This is a genomic window from Mucilaginibacter mali (assembly GCF_013283875.1).
In the GTDB taxonomy this organism is placed as follows: Bacteria; Bacteroidota; Bacteroidia; order Sphingobacteriales; family Sphingobacteriaceae; genus Mucilaginibacter; species Mucilaginibacter mali.
On record NZ_CP054139.1, the window covers coordinates 559,359 to 578,188 of the forward strand.

At 47.5% G+C, this 18,830-nt stretch carries 19 protein-coding genes; 11 read left to right on the forward strand and 8 right to left on the reverse strand.

Annotated elements, in window-relative coordinates:
• Positions 1-107 precede the first annotated feature (107 nt).
• Genes HQ865_RS02495 through HQ865_RS02510 form a run of 4 tightly spaced genes read right to left on the reverse strand, consistent with a single transcriptional unit; the run spans position 108 to position 3,107 of the window.
• Positions 108-449, reverse strand: coding sequence for a DUF5615 family PIN-like protein (locus HQ865_RS02495; protein WP_173413372.1), 342 nt, complete (start codon positions 447-449; stop codon positions 108-110).
• Complete coding sequence (locus HQ865_RS02500) at positions 433-663, reverse strand: DUF433 domain-containing protein (protein ID WP_173413373.1); 231 nt, start codon at positions 661-663, stop codon at positions 433-435. Before HQ865_RS02500 ends, HQ865_RS02495 begins: the two co-directional genes overlap by 17 nt.
• A gap of 34 nt (positions 664-697) precedes the next feature.
• Complete coding sequence (locus HQ865_RS02505) at positions 698-2,398, reverse strand: ABC transporter ATP-binding protein (protein WP_173413374.1); 1,701 nt, start codon at positions 2,396-2,398, stop codon at positions 698-700.
• Entirely contained in the window at positions 2,391-3,107 is a 717-nt protein-coding gene (locus HQ865_RS02510; RefSeq protein WP_173413375.1) for a 3'-5' exonuclease, read from the reverse strand. Before HQ865_RS02510 ends, HQ865_RS02505 begins: the two co-directional genes overlap by 8 nt.
• A 147-nt stretch (positions 3,108-3,254) precedes the next feature.
• Here HQ865_RS02510 and HQ865_RS02515 point away from each other — a divergent pair, with 147 nt between their 5' ends.
• The 3 genes from HQ865_RS02515 (at position 3,255) to HQ865_RS02525 (ending at position 4,682) form a co-directional block, all read left to right on the forward strand.
• Positions 3,255-3,476 carry a hypothetical protein gene (locus HQ865_RS02515; RefSeq protein WP_173413376.1) on the forward strand — a complete coding sequence of 74 codons (222 nt, stop codon included), beginning with the start codon at positions 3,255-3,257 and terminating at the stop codon, positions 3,474-3,476.
• Positions 3,473-3,880 (forward strand): putative toxin-antitoxin system toxin component, PIN family, encoded by a 408-nt coding sequence (locus HQ865_RS02520; RefSeq protein ID WP_173413377.1) that lies wholly within the window; start codon positions 3,473-3,475, stop codon positions 3,878-3,880. The genes HQ865_RS02515 and HQ865_RS02520 overlap by 4 nt, the downstream gene beginning before the upstream one ends.
• A gap of 79 nt (positions 3,881-3,959) precedes the next feature.
• Complete coding sequence (locus HQ865_RS02525) at positions 3,960-4,682, forward strand: glycosyltransferase family 2 protein (protein ID WP_173413378.1); 723 nt, start codon at positions 3,960-3,962, stop codon at positions 4,680-4,682.
• A 116-nt stretch (positions 4,683-4,798) separates the two neighbouring features.
• Here HQ865_RS02525 and HQ865_RS02530 read toward each other — a convergent pair whose 3' ends face one another.
• From HQ865_RS02530 to mnmA, 3 genes are all read right to left on the reverse strand, one after another.
• Positions 4,799-5,206: a hypothetical protein gene (locus HQ865_RS02530; protein WP_173413379.1), complete on the reverse strand. Its 408-nt coding sequence runs from the start codon at positions 5,204-5,206 to the stop codon at positions 4,799-4,801.
• Positions 5,207-5,290: 84 nt separating this feature from the next.
• On the reverse strand, positions 5,291-7,702 hold the full coding sequence (gene topA, locus HQ865_RS02535; RefSeq protein WP_173413380.1) for a type I DNA topoisomerase: 2,412 nt from the start codon (positions 7,700-7,702) through the stop codon (positions 5,291-5,293).
• Positions 7,703-8,165: 463 nt separating this feature from the next.
• Positions 8,166-9,254: a tRNA 2-thiouridine(34) synthase MnmA gene (mnmA, locus tag HQ865_RS02540; protein ID WP_173413381.1), complete on the reverse strand. Its 1,089-nt coding sequence runs from the start codon at positions 9,252-9,254 to the stop codon at positions 8,166-8,168.
• Between the two features lie 422 nt (positions 9,255-9,676).
• Here mnmA and HQ865_RS02545 point away from each other — a divergent pair, with 422 nt between their 5' ends.
• From HQ865_RS02545 to HQ865_RS02580, 8 genes are all read left to right on the forward strand, one after another.
• Positions 9,677-10,723 carry an AAA family ATPase gene (locus tag HQ865_RS02545; protein WP_173413382.1) on the forward strand — a complete coding sequence of 349 codons (1,047 nt, stop codon included), beginning with the start codon at positions 9,677-9,679 and terminating at the stop codon, positions 10,721-10,723.
• A gap of 92 nt (positions 10,724-10,815) precedes the next feature.
• Complete coding sequence (locus HQ865_RS02550) at positions 10,816-11,697, forward strand: DUF58 domain-containing protein (RefSeq protein WP_173413383.1); 882 nt, start codon at positions 10,816-10,818, stop codon at positions 11,695-11,697.
• Positions 11,698-11,700: 3 nt separating this feature from the next.
• A complete protein-coding gene (locus tag HQ865_RS02555) occupies positions 11,701-12,681 on the forward strand; it encodes a BatD family protein (protein WP_173413384.1) in 981 nt (326 codons plus the stop codon).
• Complete coding sequence (locus HQ865_RS02560; RefSeq protein ID WP_202020443.1) at positions 12,662-13,672, forward strand: vWA domain-containing protein; 1,011 nt, start codon at positions 12,662-12,664, stop codon at positions 13,670-13,672. Before HQ865_RS02555 ends, HQ865_RS02560 begins: the two co-directional genes overlap by 20 nt.
• Positions 13,673-13,675: 3 nt before the next feature.
• Positions 13,676-14,719 (forward strand): vWA domain-containing protein, encoded by a 1,044-nt coding sequence (locus HQ865_RS02565; protein ID WP_173413385.1) that lies wholly within the window; start codon positions 13,676-13,678, stop codon positions 14,717-14,719.
• Entirely contained in the window at positions 14,716-15,459 is a 744-nt protein-coding gene (locus tag HQ865_RS02570; protein WP_173413386.1) for a tetratricopeptide repeat protein, read from the forward strand. The genes HQ865_RS02565 and HQ865_RS02570 overlap by 4 nt, the downstream gene beginning before the upstream one ends.
• A 95-nt stretch (positions 15,460-15,554) precedes the next feature.
• Positions 15,555-17,366 (forward strand): BatD family protein, encoded by a 1,812-nt coding sequence (locus HQ865_RS02575; protein WP_173413387.1) that lies wholly within the window; start codon positions 15,555-15,557, stop codon positions 17,364-17,366.
• On the forward strand, positions 17,356-18,117 hold the full coding sequence (locus HQ865_RS02580) for a tetratricopeptide repeat protein (protein WP_173413388.1): 762 nt from the start codon (positions 17,356-17,358) through the stop codon (positions 18,115-18,117). Before HQ865_RS02575 ends, HQ865_RS02580 begins: the two co-directional genes overlap by 11 nt.
• Positions 18,118-18,232: 115 nt before the next feature.
• Here the strand turns inward: HQ865_RS02580 and HQ865_RS02585 are convergent, their stop codons facing one another.
• A complete protein-coding gene (locus tag HQ865_RS02585; RefSeq protein ID WP_173413389.1) occupies positions 18,233-18,628 on the reverse strand; it encodes a VOC family protein in 396 nt (131 codons plus the stop codon).
• Positions 18,629-18,830: the final 202 nt, after the last annotated feature.

Sequence of the window (18,830 nt, forward strand, 5' to 3'; positions counted from 1 at the left end):
TTAGCATTTCATCGGTACCTGTAGCCCCGCTTTCCGCTACAACTCCTCACTTCGCTACGCTGCGTTCCGGGGTTTCCGCTGCAATCGGGTTTAAGTTGATGGGAGTGCTACACAATAAAGTAGCCGCCTTTTGAATGTTGCAGATAAATTTCTACCTCGGCCAGTTTGCTTTTTATAGGGTTTATCAATTCAAAAACATCTTCATAACGGTTGGTTTTAGAATTGATGTTAACGATACAAATCTTTAAGTCGCTAACCTTTTGCTGGTAGTAAAGGTTTTTATCGTTGGTAAGTAATACATCGAAATTATTGGCCGACATGAGTGCAAGCAGACTGCCGTTCTTAGTACCCAGCCAATCCATATCGCGCACAGTAAGTATTTCGTAACCGGTATCTATAAACCTGTATTTAAGTTTTACAGGCAACTGCTCATCAATTAATATTTTCATACAGGTGGGCATCCGTAAGTAGCTTTTCGGATGTTTGTAATACCGCCAGGCAGTAATCGCGTGGTATATAGTCGAAGTCGTTCAGAAAGTCGTTCAATGAATCGCCGGCTTCAAGGTAATCAAACAAGTTTTTAACAGGTACACGTGTCCCTTTAAAAACAGGGGTGCCGCCTAATATATCTTTGTCAACAATTACAGCTTCAACTACTTTCATACGATAAAGTTACAAAATAATATTACACATATTACTACTGTTTCCCCGGTATCGCAGCTATCAACCGCCTGGTATAATCTTTTTGCGGATGATCGTAAATAGCATCGGCATCGCCTATCTCTTCTATCTGGCCTTTGTTCATGATCATGATGCGGTCGCTGATGTGCTTGATGACTGATAGATCGTGCGAGATAAAGATGTAGGTTAGCTTCAGTTCTTCCTGCAATTCGCGCAGCAGGTTAAGCACCTGGGCCTGCACCGAAACATCAAGCGCCGAAACAGATTCATCGCAGATGATAAACCGTGGCTGCAGGGCCAGCGCGCGGGCTATCACAATGCGCTGCCTTTGCCCGCCCGAAAACTCGTGCGGGTAGCGGTTAAAATGATCGGGGTTAAGGTTAACGCGTTCCAGCAGTTGCAGTACCTTTTGTTTACGCTCGGTATTGTTGTTATAAAGCTGGTGTACCTGCAATGGTTCCATCAGTGAATCACCCACGGTAAGCCGCGGGTTAAGCGCCGAGTAGGGGTCCTGAAAAATGATCTGTACATCGCGGCGCATCTGGCGCATAGCGGTGGTGTTCAGTTGGCGCAGGTCGGTACCTTCGAAACTGATCTGTCCCGAAGTCGGTTCTATCAAACGCAAAATACTGCGCCCCAAAGTGGTTTTGCCGCAGCCCGATTCGCCAGCCAAGCCCAATGTTTCGCCGGGGAAAACATCGAAGCTAACCCCGTTAACCGCTTTTACCACCTGCTTTTTCTTGTCAAACAGGCCTCCGCCAACGGGGAACCACGTATTCAAATCATTTACGCTAAGTAGTGGCTGTTGGATATAGAGTTGCTTTTTCCGTTCGGCAATTTCGGCAGGGGAGTAGGTGTAACGGGTTCTAATCTCGTTCAGGTCGGCGTTATCACCTGCACTTAAAAAATCGGCCACGGTTGGCAATATCCTTAAATGCAAAGCAGGCGAGGGGCGGCAAGCCAGCAGCCCCTTGGTATACGGGTGCCGCGGACTATTAAACACCTGCTTAACGGTGCATTGCTCTACAATCTCGCCTTTATACATCACGGCCACACGGTCGGCTATCTCGCTGATGACGCCCAGATCGTGCGAGATGAAGATAAGGCTCATGCAGCGCTCGGCCTTTAATTTCAGCAATAATTCGATGATGGTTTTCTGTACCGTTACATCAAGGGCGGTGGTGGGTTCGTCGGCTATCAGCAGTTCGGGGTTGCAGCTTAAGGCCATGGCTATCATTACCCGCTGCTTTTGCCCGCCCGATAGCTGGTGCGGGTAACTATCAAAAATGGCCTCGGGACGGGGCAACTGCACTTCGTTAAACAAAGCGATGGCCGCCGTCTTAGCCGCTTTTTTATCCATACCAAGGTGCAGTTGTATAGCCTCGGTAACCTGTTTGCCACAAGTGATGACCGGGTTTAACGATGTCATCGGCTCCTGGAAGATCATGGCGATCTTATTGCCGCGCCATTGCTGCATCTGCTTTTCGGGCAGGGCCAGCAGGTCGGTATCATCCAACAGGATGTTGCCGCTGATACCGGTATACTTTTCATCATGCAGCCGCATCAGCGCCAGCGAGGTAACCGATTTCCCCGAGCCGGATTCGCCCACGATGCCCAGGGTTTCGCCTTTTTTTAATTCAAAGGAGATTCCCTTAACGGCTTCGAACACACCATCGCGGCTTTTAAAGGCTACTTTAAGGTTATTTACTTTAAGCATCAGGGGCAACTATGGTTATGCTGTCGTCGGCTATTAAATCCTGCCCGCGGAATCGGCGCAGCAGTTGAGCGGTGGCTATCACATCTTTCTGGCAATAGGTACAAATACGGTCGAGCTGGTTCTCGTTCCAATATACGTGGCCTACCTGGCTGCCGTCTATATCATCTTTCGGGGTGGGGATATCAAATATAGCTGTTAACAAACTTAGCGAAGTATAGCTTTTATAATCGCCGAATTTCCACAGTTCCATGGTATCGATATGATTGATCTCCCATGGTTTTTTACCTGCTATTTGCAGCTGAGCAGGCAGCTTAATACCATGTATCAGCATACGGCGGCAAATGTAAGGGAAATCAAACTCCTTGCCATTGTGCGCGCAAAGCACCAGGTTAGCCGGTCTGCCTTTCAGCATCATGGCAAACTTTACCAGTAACTCGCGCTCGTCATGCCCGGCAAATGATTTTACGCGGAATCCGGTAGGCATTTCTTTGGTGAACATCCCCACGGAAATACAAACAATCTTGCCGAACTCGGCCCAGATGCCGGCACGCTCGTAGAAAGTATCGGCGGGTTCTTCTTTGCGCTGGTACTGGGTCTTGGCATCCCACAGTTTCTGCATGTGTTCGGGCAGTTCATCGTGGGTGGCGTATTGCGGCACGGTCTCAATGTCCAGCACCATCAGGTTAAGCAGATCCAGTTGTTCCAGCATGTGTGTTTGTTAATAGAAAGGGCAAAATAGTAAAAGTTGGTGGTTCATAGTTGATAGTTCATAGCTGTTTTTAGATTTATGGCTTAGGGGTGATGATTTGGCTATTAAAGTCTATTTCATTAACTTTGATATGCATTAAAGAAAACAATGGCATTACCACAACGATCACATACCGAACTTAATCCTGTTCAGGTTAGTTTGCTCAGACTTTTTAATATCCCGATGTCTGAAGAAGATACGCTGCAATTGAAACAAGTGCTGGTCGATCATTATTCTGCATTATTAGAGCAAGAAATAAATCATGTGGTTATAGAAAAAGGATATATACAAGATGACTTTGATAAGATGCTCAATGATCCCGATCAATGAAGGTTGTTATTGATACCAATTGTCTTTTAGTCTCTATTCCCTCTCAAAGTAAATATTATTGGCTATATATTGCTTTTAAAACAGGGCGTTTTGAATGGCTAATAAGTAACGAGATTATGGCTGAGTATGAGGAAATGCTGATTAGGCGATACTCTGAAAAGACTGCAAATTTAGTTCTCTCAATACTAAGTGTGGCACCAAACGTTACTTTTGAAGAACCATATTTCAAATGGAATTTAGTTGAACTTGATGCCGATGACAATAAATTTGCAGACCTGTCAATTGCTGCTAATGCAGATTTTCTTGTTACAAATGATAAACATTTCGCTCCTTTAAAACTGATCGATTTTCCCCGAATTAACATTGTAAGTTTAGATGAATTTGAGAAGGTAATCTTAGGCTAATACTCCTATCTCCATCAACTTCACAATTTTTTATATTTTTGGAAACTTAACACGTATCGCACAAACAATTACCCCTTAAATGAATATCACCAGCCTATCCATTATCATCCCTGCCTATAACGAAGGTAATACCATCCATCTTATCCTGGATAAAATAAAAACGGTTGAACTGGTTGGCGGTATCAAAAAAGAGATCATCATTGTAAACGACTGTTCTAAAGACCATACCGAACAAGCCATACAAGATTACCAACAGGCCAACCCTGAGTTGAATATCCAGTACTTTAAGCACGCGGTAAATATGGGCAAAGGCGCCGCCCTGCATACCGGTATACAAAAAGCCACCGGCGACTACCTTGTTATCCAGGACGCCGACTTAGAGTACGATCCTGCCGAATATAACGACCTGTTAAAACCGGTTGTTAAGGGCTTCGCTGATGTGGTTTTCGGTTCGCGCTTTATGGGAGGAAATCCGCATCGTATCCTGTTCTTTTGGCACACCATTGGCAACCGCTGGCTAACCTTAGCAACCAATATGTTTGGCAACCTGAACCTTACGGATATGGAGACCTGTTATAAACTGTTCAATACCAAAATGATACAAGGTATTAAGTTGGAAGAACAACGTTTTGGCTTTGAACCCGAGGTAACCCTAAAGGTAGCGCGCATCCCTAAAATACGTATTTACGAAGTGGGCATATCCTACTACGGCCGTACTTACGAAGAGGGTAAAAAGATTGGCTGGAAGGACGGTGTGAGGGCGATATATTGTATTTTGAAATACGGGATGTTTAAAGGGTAGGCCCCCTAAAGGGGGAACTTATGTGCAGATGTGCAAATATGCAGATGTGCGTATGAAGGAATGCTCACCGAAGTGGCAAATCATTTGCATATCTGCACATCTTCGCATTTGCATATTTATTTCCCAATCATCACCCCCGGTTTATTCACCACAGGTAATTTAATAAAGTTCGATTCTACGATACTTTCGGGCAGGAAGATGAATTTCTTGTCGAAGATCTCGCGGCCTATGTAGTAGCTTAACCAGTACTCGTTGGTAAGGCCGAAGGTTTGTTCGTCTATCGGTTCTATCAGTTTGTATGTACCAGCTTCCACCAGCGGGAACATGTGGCGCAGGGTTGATGTTTTTACCTGCTCGCCGTCCTTTTCGCCATAGCCTTTGCTGGTGATCAGTACATTCTCTATCGGCTCGTTCTTCAGGTTGATCAGGTAAACATACCAGGTTTTAAACTCCGGGCCTTCTCCCTCCAAAGCCACCGCAATGGCTATATCTTCTACTATATTTTCCGGCAGGTCTTTTTTCATTTTTAGTTGATTAGGTTGACTGAGTTAGATTAAGTTGATTAGGTTCAACTATTCACTCAATCAACCTAATCAACTACTCACTCACTACTTCTTCTTCGGTGCAGCCTTTTTAGCCGGTGCCTTTTTAGCAGCCGGCTTTTTAGCGGCGGCAGCCTTCGGAGCGGCAGCGGATTTAGCGCCGAACCTGCCTTTTTTGGTGTCCTTAGGCATCGCGTCGGCCAGGGCCTTGCACTCGGCATAGGTTAGCTGCTGCGGGTCTTTATCTTTAGGTATCTTAACGTTCAGTTTACCAAATTCAATATACGGTCCCCAGCGGCCGTTCAGTATCTTGCAATCGGGGTCTTCAGCAAAAGTTTTGATCAGGCGTTCGGCATCGCGTTTGCGCTTGGCCTCAATGATCTCTATCGCCTGCGGTTCGGTCACATCCAGCGGATCAACCTCTTTTGGCAGCGAGTAGAACGCGCTGTTATGGCGAATGTACGGGCCAAACTTGCCAATGGCTACCGTCATGTCCTTATCTTCAAAAATGCCCACCTTTTTAGGCAATTTAAACAGGTCTAAGGCTTCTTCAAGGCTAATGGTCTCTATCATTTGCCCGGCCCGGAGACTGGCGTATAAGGGCTTCTCTTCACTTTCGTCGGTAGCATTTTCGCCAACCTGTACAAACGGGCCGTAGCGGCCTATACGAACCGATATCTTTTTACCGCTTTCGGGATGTACGCCTAATTCGCGTTCGCCGGTAGCTTTGTCGGCGGTCTTTAGGGTGTTCTCTACCTCTACATGGAAAGGATCGTAAAACTTGCGGATCATATCCGTCCATTCTTCCAGGCCCTGCGCTATCTCGTCAAACTTCTTCTCTACCCCGGCTGTGAAGTGGAAATCGACAATACCGTTAAAATACTGCACCAGGAAATCGTTCACCACGGCGCCAATATCGGTAGGGAAAAGTTTATTACGTTCGGCACCGGTATTTTCGGTGCGTTCTTCCTTTTTAATGCTGCCGGCTTTCAGTGTTAGTACACGGAAATTGCGGCTGCGGCCTTCGCGCTCTTCTTTTACTACGTAACCACGGTTCTGTATGGTAGATATGGTAGGGGCATAGGTAGACGGGCGGCCGATGCCCAGTTCTTCCAGTTTCTTCACCAAACTGGCCTCGGTATAGCGTGCCGGCGGGCGCGAGTAACGCTCAATCGCGGTCATTTCGCGCATATCCAGCACCTGGCCTACAGCTAATGGCGGCAGTATGGCGTTGTCGCCGTCCTGCTGGTTATCGTCCTCGTCATCGTTCGATTCGAGGTATACCTTCAAAAAGCCGTCAAACTTCATCACCTCGCCGTTGGCGGTCAGTTCTTCGCTGCGGGTAGATATACCAATTTTAGCGGTGGTTTTTTCAAACTGTGCTTCGCTCATTTGCGATGCGATGGCGCGTTTCCAGATCAGTTCGTACAAACGCTTTTCCGAAGCGTCACCGTCAACCGTATGCTGATCGAAGTAGGTAGGGCGGATAGCCTCGTGCGCTTCCTGCGCGCTGGCAGATTTGGTTTTGTACTTACGCATCTGGTGGTATTGGCTACCATAGGCTGATACAATTTGCGCCTGCGCGGCGTTGATGGCCGTATCCGACAGGTTTACCGAGTCGGTACGCATATAGGTGATCTTACCGCTCTCGTACAGGCGCTGCGCCAGCGACATGGTACGCGATACCGAGAAACCCAGCTTGCGGCTTGCTTCCTGTTGTAAGGTTGATGTAGTAAAAGGCGCAGCCGGCGAACGTTTGGTAGGCCGGGTATCCAGCGCGTTTACTTTAAAAGTGGCCGGGATGCAATCGTTCAAAAACTTTTCGGCATCGGCCTGCTGGGTATAACGCTCGGCCAGTTCGGCTTTAAAGGCATCGCGGCCCTGGCCAAAAGTGGCGGCTATGCGGAAAGCAGCCTCGGCAGTGAATTTATTGATCTCACGCTCGCGGTCGACGATCAGCCTTACAGCTACCGATTGTACACGGCCAGCCGAAAGCGATGGTTTTACTTTTTTCCATAACACGGGCGAAAGTTCGAAACCTACCAGCCTGTCCAGCACACGGCGGGCTTGCTGGGCGTTCACCAGGTTGTAATCTATTTTGCGCGGGTTTTCAATAGCGCGTAAAATGGCCGGTTTGGTAATTTCATGAAATACAATGCGTTTGGTATTCGCATCTTTAAGTCCTAAGGTTTCGAATAAGTGCCAGGAGATCGCTTCACCCTCCCGGTCCTCGTCAGATGCTAGCCAAACCGTATCGGCTTCCTTGGCCAGCTTCTTTAATTCGCTTACTACCTGCTTTTTATCGGCAGGTACTTCGTATTTCTGCTCGAAATTATTACTGATATTAATGGCATCGTCGCTCTTGATCAGGTCGCGGATGTGGCCGTAGCTTGATTTCACGGTGAAGTCCTTACCAAGATATCCCTCTATGGTTTTGGCCTTCGCCGGTGATTCGACAATGAGTAGATTTTTCGCCATTAACTGATTTTTTTCTGCAAATAAAGGACAAACAAGCGGATTAGCAAATATAAAATGCGTAAAACCGTCCTGCTTCCAATACTTTAAAGTACGTTTTATGTGTGGGTAAGGTTGTGTTAAAACATTGTTTACACCTTATTAATATGCATTTGAATGCTGTAGAGACACGATACTTCGTGTCTCCGGATAATCCAGATACATATATCAAAGAGACACGAAGTATCGTGTCTCTACATTTTATTTTGAAAAGCACTGCCTGTGCTGCTATCAGTGTTTGTTCCCGTGCTTCGTTGCAAACCTCGCCCCGCTGCACCATGGCCTTCGCTTCGCTGTGGGGTTTCCACTTCGCCCGGGTTTATATTGAACGGTTGTGCTGTAAGGTTGTCTGAATCAGAATTTACAGGATTTTAGAATGAACAGAATTCTGAAAATTTTCAAATCCTGTAAATTCTGATTCAAACGATTACATCAAAAATCCACCACCCAGCAGATCATTCCCTTCGTAAAACACCGCCGATTGCCCCGGGGCAATGCCCGCTACATTATGATCGAACTCTACTTTCATATAATCGCCCATTTGCACAATGCTGCTTTGGGCGCCGGCATCTTTATAGCGTATTTTGGTTACCGCCTGCAGGGGCAGGTTAATGTTTTCGTATTTCACCAGGTTAAGGTTGCGCACCCAGGCCTCGCGTTTTTCAAGCTCTTCCTGTGTGCCTAATACCACGGTATTGGTATCGGGGTTAATTTTGGTAACAAACATAGGCTTGCCCAAAGCTACGCCCAGGCCTTTCCGCTGGCCGATAGTATAAAAAGGGTAGCCCTGGTGCTGGCCTACTACGGTACCATCTGTTAGCACAAATGATCCGCTGCCAATGCGGGTGTCCAGGTCTTCCACCTTATGCCGCAGGAAGGCGCGGTAATCGTTATCGGGCACAAAACATATCTCGTAGCTTTCGCTTTTGTTAGCCAAATCAAACTGACCCATGTCCAGCGCCATTTGCCTGATGGCCGGTTTGCTGAAACCACCCAGCGGGAATTTGGTACGCGCCAAATTTTGCTGCGATACGCCCCAAAGTACGTACGATTGATCTTTATTTTCATCGTGGCCCTTGGATATCACGTAGCGGCCATTATCCTGCAAACGGATGTTGGCGTAGTGACCGGTGGCTATAAATTCGCAATCCAGTTTATCGGCACGTTTTAGCAGGGCATCCCATTTAATGTGGGTATTGCACAGCACACAGGGGTTAGGGGTGCGGCCGGCCAGGTATTCATCCACAAAGTTATCGATCACAAAATCGCCAAACTCGTCGCGGATGTCCAGTATATAATGCGGGAAGCCATAGGCCACAGCCAATGCACGGGCATCGTTAATACTATCCAGGCTGCAGCAGCCGGTCTCTTTACTGCTCCCGCCCGACGAGGCATAATCCCACGTTTTCATGGTAAGGCCAATAACTTCGTACCCTTGCTCATGCAACATCACCGCGGCTACCGAGCTATCAACCCCGCCGCTCATGGCTACTAATATTCGTCCGTGCTTGCTCATCAGGCTGCAAAGGTAAGCATTGTACGCTTTATAGTGGTGGGTGTGAGCGATTTTTGACTTTTGGGTTAGAAATTTGGGAGTGGTGGCGAGGACTCACCCGCCCGTTGCTTCGCCGGGCACCCTCTCTCCGCTACGCGGAAAGAGGGCAGGAGGCGTAGTGGGGATTATATAGCGATGGGTTTTAAACCCATCGCTACAATTATACCGTTCCCTCTTTGCGCGTAGCGCAGAGAGGGTGGTCGGGCGCAGCCACGACCGGGTGAGTCTTCGCCGCTAAAACCCTTTTTAACATTTTTCACACAGCAACTTCTCTAACATCACCCATTATTTAACAAAATTTAACATTTTAGCGCCCGATATGTATTGGCAAAAAATTACAGGTGTGATTAAGTTTGCCTACCGAAAATTTTTAATAAGTACTGATGGAAGATCTGACAAATAATACAGGTGCCGGGGCGCCAACCGGCAGCGTCTCGTATTCGACCGATATACGTGCGCTGAACGAACGTATACAGCAGGAAAGCGCCTTTATTGATATCCTGAAAATGGAGATGGATAAAGTGATAGTGGGCCAGAAACACATGGTTGACCGCCTGCTGATAGGCCTGCTGGCCGATGGCCACATTCTGTTGGAAGGTGTGCCCGGTTTGGCGAAAACGCTGGCCATCAATACGCTTTCGAAAGCCATCCAGGCCGATTTTAGCCGTATCCAGTTCACGCCCGACCTGCTGCCTGCCGACTTGCTGGGCACCATGATCTATAACCAAAAGAAAGAAGAGTTTGTGGTGCGTAAAGGCCCGTTGTTCTCTAACTTTATTTTGGCCGATGAGATCAATCGTGCGCCTGCCAAAGTGCAAAGCGCGCTGCTGGAAGCCATGCAGGAAAAACAGGTAACCATTGGCGATAACACGTTCCCCCTGCCTACGCCCTTCCTGGTGCTGGCTACGCAAAACCCTATTGAGCAGGAGGGTACCTACCCGCTGCCCGAAGCACAGGTTGACCGTTTTATGCTGAAGGTTGTAATTGGTTACCCTAATAAAGAAGACGAAAAACGCATCATCCGGTCTAACATTTCTCCGGGCGGCATGCTGAAACCACAGCCCATCATCAAACCAGAGGATATCCTAAAAGCCCGCAAAGTGGTGCGCGAGGTTTATATGGACGAAAAGATCGAGCAATACATTGTTGATATTGTTTTCGCCACCCGTTTCCCTGAGCAATACAAACTGCCGGAGTATAAAAACCTGATCACTTACGGTGGTTCGCCGCGTGCAAGTATCAACCTGGCGCTGGCATCAAAGGCTTATGCCTTTATTAAACGCCGCGGTTATGTAATACCTGAGGATGTACGTGCCGTTTGCCATGATGTGATGCGCCACCGTATCGGCCTAAGCTACGAAGCCGAAGCCGAGAACATGACCAGCGAGGATATCATTACCGGGATATTAAACGTGGTTGAAGTACCGTAATGGAAAAGAATCAAGAGTTTAGAACCAAGAAGTAAGACATCCTTGTCTGTCTTGATTCTTTAATCTCATTGTCTTGACTCTAAAAGAAAAGAATGGCTAAAGATACCAAAGACCTGCTGAAGAAAGTAAGGAAGATCGAGATAAAAACGCGCGGGCTGAGCAACCACTTGTTCAGCGGCGAATACCACTCGGCCTTTAAGGGGAGGGGTATGGCCTTTAGCGAAGTACGAGAATACCAGATAGGCGACGAGATCCGCACCATCGATTGGAACGTGACCGCCCGCTTTAACCACCCCTATGTAAAGGTGTTTGACGAGGAGCGCGAACTGACCGTTATGCTGCTGATGGACGTAAGCGGATCGGGCAAGTTTGGTACCGTGAACCAGCAAAAGCAGGAACTGGCTACCGAATTGTGCGCCGTACTGGCGTTCTCAGCCATACAGAATAATGATAAGGTAGGCGTGATATTTTTTAGCGATAAGATAGAAAAATTTATCCCGCCTAAAAAAGGCCGCAGCCATATCCTGATGATCATCCGCGAGCTGATCGCTTTTACACCCGAAAATAAAGGTACCGATGTGGGGCAAGCTATTAAGTTTTTTACCGGCGCTATCAAAAAGAAGTGCACGGCGTTCATCATGTCCGATTTTATGAGTCCGGCGTTTGAGAACGAACTGAAGATAGCCAACAAAAAGCACGATATGATAGCCCTGCGCCTTTTCGACGTGCACGAGGAAGAATTTCCCGACCTGGGCCTGATCCCGATGCTGGACGAAGAAACCGGCCAGATAGTTTGGGTAAATACCGGCGATAAGCAGGTGCGTGCCGCCTACAAGGCCGACGCGATAAAGCGTAACGCCAAACTGCGGGATGTTTTCAGCCGCTGCGGGGTAGATACCACTTCCATCGGCACGCACGAATCTTACGTAAAACCATTAATGACACTGTTTAAAAAACGCGGGAGCAGAAGATAAGGAATGAAGCAACAGTATTTTAAATATGTTATGCTTGTTGGCTTAATATGGGCCTTTGCCTTTGGTGCAAAAGCGCAGGATGTAACTGTGAACGCCCGTTTAGATCAGCAAACACTAAAAATAGGCGATCAAACGCAGCTGCACCTTATTGTGCGCCAGCCGCTGAAGGGAAAAGTTGTGTTCCCCAAAATAGCCGATACGCTGATAAGCAAAGTACAGGTACTAAAAGCCGGCAAGCAGGACACCACGGTAGATCATAACGACCCGAAGATGATCTCGGTAAGCCGCAGCTATACCATCACATCATTTGATGCGGGTACTTATACGCTGCCGGCGCTGGCCTTTAAAGCAGATACCAGCACCATTAAATCGAACGAATTGATACTGGAAGTACAAACCGTTAAGGTGGATACTACTAAGGCTATTTATGATATTAAGCAACCGCTGGCCGTATCGTACACGTTTTTCGACTGGCTGCGCGACCATTGGCTGGCGGTAGCTTTAGGGATGGCCATCGTGCTGTTGATTTTAGGTATTATCTGGTATATCAAAAGCCGCCCAAAGAAAGAGGTGGTCATACCGGAGTACAAACCAGATATCCCGCTGCATATCCAAATATTAGAGAAGCTACAGGTACTGCGCGCCCGTAAGCTATATATCCACGATGCTAAGGCTTACCATACCGAATTGACGGATATCATCCGCGATTACCTGGAGCACCGCTACGTGATCAAAACTCACGAAAAAACCAGCGACGAGATCTTCGAGAGCCTGAAGTATATCGACATCGACCAGGAAAACCGTAACCTGCTGAGGCAGATACTACTACTGGCCGATATGGTGAAATTTGCTAAAGAACAACCCCTGCCACCTGAGAACGAGCAGAGTATGGATAACGCTATCGCCTTTGTAAACAAAACCAAACAGGCTATTACCGCACCAAAACCAACGGAAGGAGGCAGCAATGCTGGCACCACTGTTTAAAGGTATCGAATTTGCGCATCCCGGCTTCTTTTGGTTATTCCTGCTCATCCCTGTAACCGTAGCCTGGTACATTTGGCGCGAGCGTAAGTTGTACGGTAACATGGCCGTATCTGCGGTGAAAGGTTTTGCCTTGCCAAAGAAAAGTTTGCTGCCAAAATTCAGGCATGCGGGCATTGTGCTGCGTTCATTGGCATTGGCGGCGTTGATAGTGGCGCTGGCCCGCCCGCAATCGTCATTAAGCTGGCAAAATACCACTACCGAGGGTATCGATATCATCATCGCGTCAGATATTTCGGGCAGTATGCTGGCCGAAGATTTTAAGCCTAATCGCCTGGACGCCGGTAAAAACATCGCCATAGATTTTATTAAGAACCGCCCCGATGACCGCATTGGCTTGGTGATCTTCAGCGGCGAGAGTTTTACGCAATGCCCGCTGACTATCGATCACGACGTATTGATCAACCTGTACAACGATATTAAATACGGGATGATAGAGGACGGTACCGCTATAGGCATGGGCCTGGCAACCGCTGTTAACCGCTTAAAAGAAAGCATCGCCAAAAGTAAGGTAGTGATATTGCTAACCGACGGTTCAAACAACATGGGTTCCATCCCGCCGCTTACCGCTGCCGAGATTGCCAGGCAGTTTAATGTACGCGTTTACACCGTGGGTATCGGTACGCATGGCATGGCGCCATACCCGTTCCCTACGCCAAATGGTGTACAATACCAGAATGTTCCGGTTGATATTGACGAGGGTACGCTGACCAAAATTGCCAATACTACCGGCGGCAAGTACTTCCGTGCTACCAACAATGCTACGCTGAAGAACATTTACGAAAAGATAGATAAGCTGGAAAAAGCCAAGATAGATGTTACCCAGTACCGCAAAAAAACCGAGATGTTTTTGCCCTGGGCCATCATCGCCCTGGCCTTTTTACTGCTCGAATTTATATTCAGAAACACCCTGTTTAGAGGGGCTTTAACATAACAGATGCTACGTTTTGCACATATAGATATTTTGTGGGGATTGCTGGCTATTCCGGTGTTCTTATTCCTGTTTTGGGAGGTGAGCCGCTGGAAGCGCAAGGCCATCAAAAAATTAGGCGACCGGCATGTGGTGAAGGAGATGATGCCCGATGTATCGTTCTCGCGCCCATGGTTAAAATTTATCCTGTTCGCGCTGGCCTATAGCCTGTGCATTATCGGCGCTGCCGATCCGCAGATCGGATCAAAAGTAGAAGAGGTAAAGCGCAAAGGCGCCGACCTGATGATATTGCTGGACGTGTCGAACAGTATGCTGGCACAAGATCTTGCTCCAAGCCGCTTAGAAAATGCTAAACGCGCTGTATCGCAACTGATAGATAACCTGCATAGTGATCGCATCGGCCTCATCGTATTCGCGGGGCAGGCTTATGTGCAGCTACCCATGACTACCGATTACTCGGCCGCGAAGCTTTTCCTGAGTACAGTAAACACCAATATGGTGCCGACGCAGGGGACAGCCATTGGTGCCGCTATCGACCTGGGCATGCGCTCGTTCGATTTTAAGAATGGTACAGGTAAGGCCATGATCATCATTACCGATGGCGAAAACCACGAGGATGATGCCGTAGCCGCCGCCAAGAATGCGACTGATAAGGATGTATCGATACACGTAATTGGTGTAGGTTCGGTAGCTGGTGCGCCGATCCCATATTATCAGGATGGCAAGCAAATGGGCTTCCGGATGGAGGAGGATGGCAAAACACAGGTGCTAAGCAAGCTGAGCGAGGATATGTGTAAGGAGATAGCCGCGGCAGGTAATGGCAGTTATGTGCGGGCAACAAATGCCAACAGCGGCTTAAATTTGGTGATGGATCAGATCGGCAAAATTCAGCGTAAAACGGTGGATAGCAAAAACTTTAAGGATTTTGAGGATAGGTTCCAGTTCTTTTTGGGTTGTGCACTGTTGTTGTTGGTTATCGAGTTTTTTATATCGAACCGCAAAAGTCAGCGTTTAAGCAATTTGAAATTATTTGAAGTTAAAAACACATGAAAAGGCTAATTATCATCATATTGTTTTTAATGCAGGGGGGATGGGCTTTCGCGCAGCAGGAGAAAAGTTTTTTGCATAAGGGCAACGAACTGTACCAGCAGAAAAAATACAACGAAGCCGAACAACAATATCGCAAGGCATTAGAGAAAAAGGCGCAGAACGTTGAGGGTAACTTTAACGTGGGCGATGCCATGTTCAAACAAAAAAAGTTTGACGAGGCGGGGCAGCAGTTTGGTAAACTGGCCGAAGGTACTAAGGATAAAAAGGTGGCCGCCGCAGCCTACCATAACCTGGGTAATACCCTGATGGAGGGCAAAAAACTGGAGGAAAGTATCGAAGCGTATAAAAAAGCGTTGATGAATAATCCTAAAGACGAGGAGACCCGCTACAATTTGGCCTACGCGCAGGAAAAGCTGAAAAAACAGCAACAGCAGAACAAGAACGATAAAAATAAAGACAAGAACAAGGATAAAGACAAGGATAAAAAAGACCAGGATAAAAAAGATAAGGATAAAAAAGACCAGGATAAGAAGGATAAAGACAAACAAGACAAGGATAAACAGGATAAAGACAAGCAAGATCAGCAAAAGCAGCAACAACAACAACAAAAGCCACAGGTATCTAAAGAAGATGCCCAGCGCATGCTTGACGCGTTGAACAACAACGAAAAGCAAACGCAGGACAAGCTGAAGAATAAAAAGCTGAAAGGCGCGCCGGTGAAGATTGCTAAGGATTGGTAGGTATTGAGTGAGTAGTTGGATTAGGTTGATTAGGTGAGTAGTTAGTTGAACTTACTCACCTAATCAACCTAATCCAACTTAATCAACTAAAAAACGTGAACAAAAAGTACTACATAGTATTGATACTAATATGCTGGGCAGGCGTTTTATTTGCCCAGGGGCCAAGCTTTACGGCTACGGTAAGCCAAACCGAAGTGGCTGTAGGGCAGCAGTTTCAAATTGATTTTGCGCTGAATACCAATGGCGACAGGTTCGCGCCGCCGTCGTTTACTGGTTTCCAGGTATTATCGGGGCCGAATGTATCCACCAGCATGACCTCTATTAACGGGGCCACTACGGTTGCCAATACCTACAGCTACATATTGGCTGCCGATCATGAAGGCGATTTCTCCATCGGTCCGGCTACCATCTATATTAACGGGCGTATCGCGGCTACCCGCCCTATCCGTATGCATGTGGTTAAGGGGCAGCCGCAAAACAGGCGTACTATCCGGCAGCAACAACAACAGCAACAGGCTAACGATGTTGAGGAGGTTTCGGCGGGTGATATGAGCAAAACGCTGTTTATTAAAGCGGTGGTTGATAAAACAAACGTTTATATAGGCGAACAGTTAAACGTGAACTACCGCCTGTATACCCGCGTAGCGATATTGCAAAACCAATTGGATAAGCTGCCCGAACTGAACGGTTTCTGGAGCCAGGACATGAACGATAAAAAGCAGATGAACGCCATCTGGCATACCGAAGTGCTGAACGGTACCAAGTATAACGTGGCCGATATCAAGCAAACTATCCTGTTCCCGCAACGCTCGGGCAACCTCACCATCGACCCATTGGGCATGACCTTTATTGTGCGCCAGCAGGCACAGGCACGCGATATTATGGAGCAGTTCTTCGGCTCGTTTAAGGATGTTAAGGCGAAGCTGAAAAGCCAGGTGGTAACCATCCATGTAAAGGAACTGCCAACCGCCGGTAAACCGCTCGACTTTAGCGGCGCGGTGGGTACCTTTAAAATTGATGCCAATGTAGATAAGCACGCGCTGAAGAGTAATGAGGCGCTTAACTATAACGTGCGGGTAGCAGGTACAGGCAATATTATGCTGATGAAGAACCTGACCACCAACTTCCCGTTGGATTTTGAAAAGTACGACCCGAAAACTACCGATACCATCAACAAGGAAACCGGCAAAATTACCGGCAGCCGTTATTATAATTATCTGCTGATCCCGCGCCATGAGGGTAAGTACACCATCGACCCGCTGAAGTTCACTTACTTTAACCCAGCCACCGAGCGCTATGTTACGCTATCAACAAAGGCGTTCCCGATAGCTGTGGCCAAAGGCGATAAGGAAGCTAACGTAAGCGCGCTGTCATCGGCTGATAAGCAGGATGTGAAGCTGTTGGATAAGGATATCCGTTATATTAAAAAGGATACCGGCTTTACCACCGGCAGCGATTTCTTTGGTTCAACCTGGTATTACCTTTTACTGTTGTTAGGGCCTTTGGCATTTATCGTTGCCCGCATTTACCGCAAATGGTACGAGCGCCATAACAGCGATGTGGTGAAGGTGCGCAGCCGGCGTGCCAGTAAAATTGCCGCCAAGCATTTGGCCGATGCCAAAAAGCAACTGGCTACCAAAAACTCGGCCGGTTATTACGAGGCCTTGTTTAAAGGCATATATGGTTATTTAAGCTTTAAGCTGAATATCCCGTATGCAAACCTGAACCAGGAAGACATCACCGAAAACCTGCGGGCGCGTTCGGTAAGCGAAGACCTGATCAAGCAGTTGCAGGATACTTTAGATCTGTGCGATATGGCCCGCTTCGCCCCGGTATCGGGCATATCCGAACAGGAAGTTTTTGAGAAGACTAAAAACATGATCAATGATATTGAAGATGAAATATAACCGCGTAATTGGGCTGTTGATATGCATCGCCGTACCATTGTTATCATTTGGTGCCGATGTAAAGGGATTGTTCAGCAAGGGCAACCAGCTTTATGCCAAAGGCCAGTATAAGGAAGCCGCGGATACCTATGGACAGATCATCAATTCGGGCTACGAATCGGCCGCGGTATACTTTAACATGGGTAACGCCTGTTATAAAAACGACGAGATCCCATCGGCCATCCTGTATTACGAGAAGGCACACAAGTTATCCCCTGGCGATGAGGATATCAATTTCAACATCCGCCTTACCAATTTAAAAACCACCGATAAAATAGACGAGGCCCCGGAGTTTTTCCTGGCCAAATGGTGGCGTGGCTTTATCCTGGCACTGCCCTTAGGCACGCTGGCGGTATTGAGCATTATATGCGGATTATTGGCCAGCGGTATACTGATCTGGTACCTGTTCACCCGTTCGGTAACGATTAAAAAGGTGTCGTTCTATGTGTCGATAGTTCTGTATATCATTGGGGCGATATTCATCTTTATGAGTAACCGCCAGGCGGCTTATTTTGATAATCATCGCCAGGCGATTATCTTCAAAGGCACAGTTACGGTTAAAAGCGCTCCCGCAAGCGCGTCGAAACCGCTTTTTGTAATTCACGAGGGCACCAAGGTTGATATGCTGGAGCATACCAGCGGACAGATCAAAATTCGCCTGGCCAACGGCAGCGAAGGCTGGATAGGCGAGGGGGATGTGAAGGAGATATAATCTTCAACAGTACCGTCATGCTGAGCGATAGCGAAGCATCCCCGGCTATGCATTTCCACTCTGCTTATTTGGGATCCTTCGCTATCGCTCAGGATGACGGGTTGCGTGTGTTGCTCTACTTATCCAACACCGACAATATATTCCCCGCCGGATCTTTAAACCAGGCTATAGTCGGGCCGCCGTTGCCACGGGAGATGCCTTTGGCATCAGTTTTTAACCATTCTGAATCATAATGCTCAAAGGCCACGCCTTTAGCAGTTAGCTCGTCTACGGCTTTTTCAACGTCATCAACCGGGAAGTTTAATATGGTAAAGGTGGCCGGTTCATGATTAGGCTTGGGGTAGATCATGATATTATTCTCGCTACCCTTAATGTGCAGCGCCAGTATGCGTACACCATGCCCCATATCCTGGCTGCTTACTTCCAGTCCTAATGTATCGCGGTAAAAGGCCTCGGCCTTTTCAATATCATTTACCGAAAATCCGCTGAATGCTTTGCTGTCCTTAAACATAATTTATTGGTTTTAATGTATATACAAAACTACCGGGATACGTTTTGGTTTTGCGGGGGCGGATAGGACAATAGGAGGGTGGTTTGCGACAAGGATTTGCGTTTGTCATTGCAAGGAGCAGCGGGCAGGAAATGCGGGTAGGGCGACGCGGCAATCTCGTAGTTTGTTATTCGTGCGACGAGATTGCCGCGTCGCCCCACTG

Bases quoted from the DNA above. Each gene is read 5' to 3' on its own strand.
- HQ865_RS02555 (WP_173413384.1), top strand. From the start codon at position 11,701: ATGAAGCAACAGTATTTTAAATATGTTATGCTTGTTGGCTTAATATGG.
- HQ865_RS02560 (WP_202020443.1), top strand. From the start codon at position 12,662: ATGCTGGCACCACTGTTTAAAGGTATCGAATTTGCGCATCCCGGCTTC.
- HQ865_RS02585 (WP_173413389.1), bottom strand. From the start codon at position 18,628: ATGTTTAAGGACAGCAAAGCATTCAGCGGATTTTCGGTAAATGATATT.
- HQ865_RS02495 (WP_173413372.1), bottom strand. From the start codon at position 449: ATGAAAATATTAATTGATGAGCAGTTGCCTGTAAAACTTAAATACAGG.
- HQ865_RS02570 (WP_173413386.1), top strand. From the start codon at position 14,716: ATGAAAAGGCTAATTATCATCATATTGTTTTTAATGCAGGGGGGATGG.
- HQ865_RS02580 (WP_173413388.1), top strand. From the start codon at position 17,356: ATGAAATATAACCGCGTAATTGGGCTGTTGATATGCATCGCCGTACCA.
- HQ865_RS02550 (WP_173413383.1), top strand. From the start codon at position 10,816: ATGGCTAAAGATACCAAAGACCTGCTGAAGAAAGTAAGGAAGATCGAG.
- HQ865_RS02510 (WP_173413375.1), bottom strand. From the start codon at position 3,107: ATGCTGGAACAACTGGATCTGCTTAACCTGATGGTGCTGGACATTGAG.
- HQ865_RS02500 (WP_173413373.1), bottom strand. From the start codon at position 663: ATGAAAGTAGTTGAAGCTGTAATTGTTGACAAAGATATATTAGGCGGC.
- HQ865_RS02520 (WP_173413377.1), top strand. From the start codon at position 3,473: ATGAAGGTTGTTATTGATACCAATTGTCTTTTAGTCTCTATTCCCTCT.
- HQ865_RS02530 (WP_173413379.1), bottom strand. From the start codon at position 5,206: ATGAAAAAAGACCTGCCGGAAAATATAGTAGAAGATATAGCCATTGCG.
- HQ865_RS02545 (WP_173413382.1), top strand. From the start codon at position 9,677: ATGGAAGATCTGACAAATAATACAGGTGCCGGGGCGCCAACCGGCAGC.
- HQ865_RS02565 (WP_173413385.1), top strand. From the start codon at position 13,676: ATGCTACGTTTTGCACATATAGATATTTTGTGGGGATTGCTGGCTATT.
- HQ865_RS02515 (WP_173413376.1), top strand. From the start codon at position 3,255: ATGGCATTACCACAACGATCACATACCGAACTTAATCCTGTTCAGGTT.
- HQ865_RS02505 (WP_173413374.1), bottom strand. From the start codon at position 2,398: ATGCTTAAAGTAAATAACCTTAAAGTAGCCTTTAAAAGCCGCGATGGT.
- topA (WP_173413380.1), bottom strand. From the start codon at position 7,702: ATGGCGAAAAATCTACTCATTGTCGAATCACCGGCGAAGGCCAAAACC.
- HQ865_RS02525 (WP_173413378.1), top strand. From the start codon at position 3,960: ATGAATATCACCAGCCTATCCATTATCATCCCTGCCTATAACGAAGGT.
- mnmA (WP_173413381.1), bottom strand. From the start codon at position 9,254: ATGAGCAAGCACGGACGAATATTAGTAGCCATGAGCGGCGGGGTTGAT.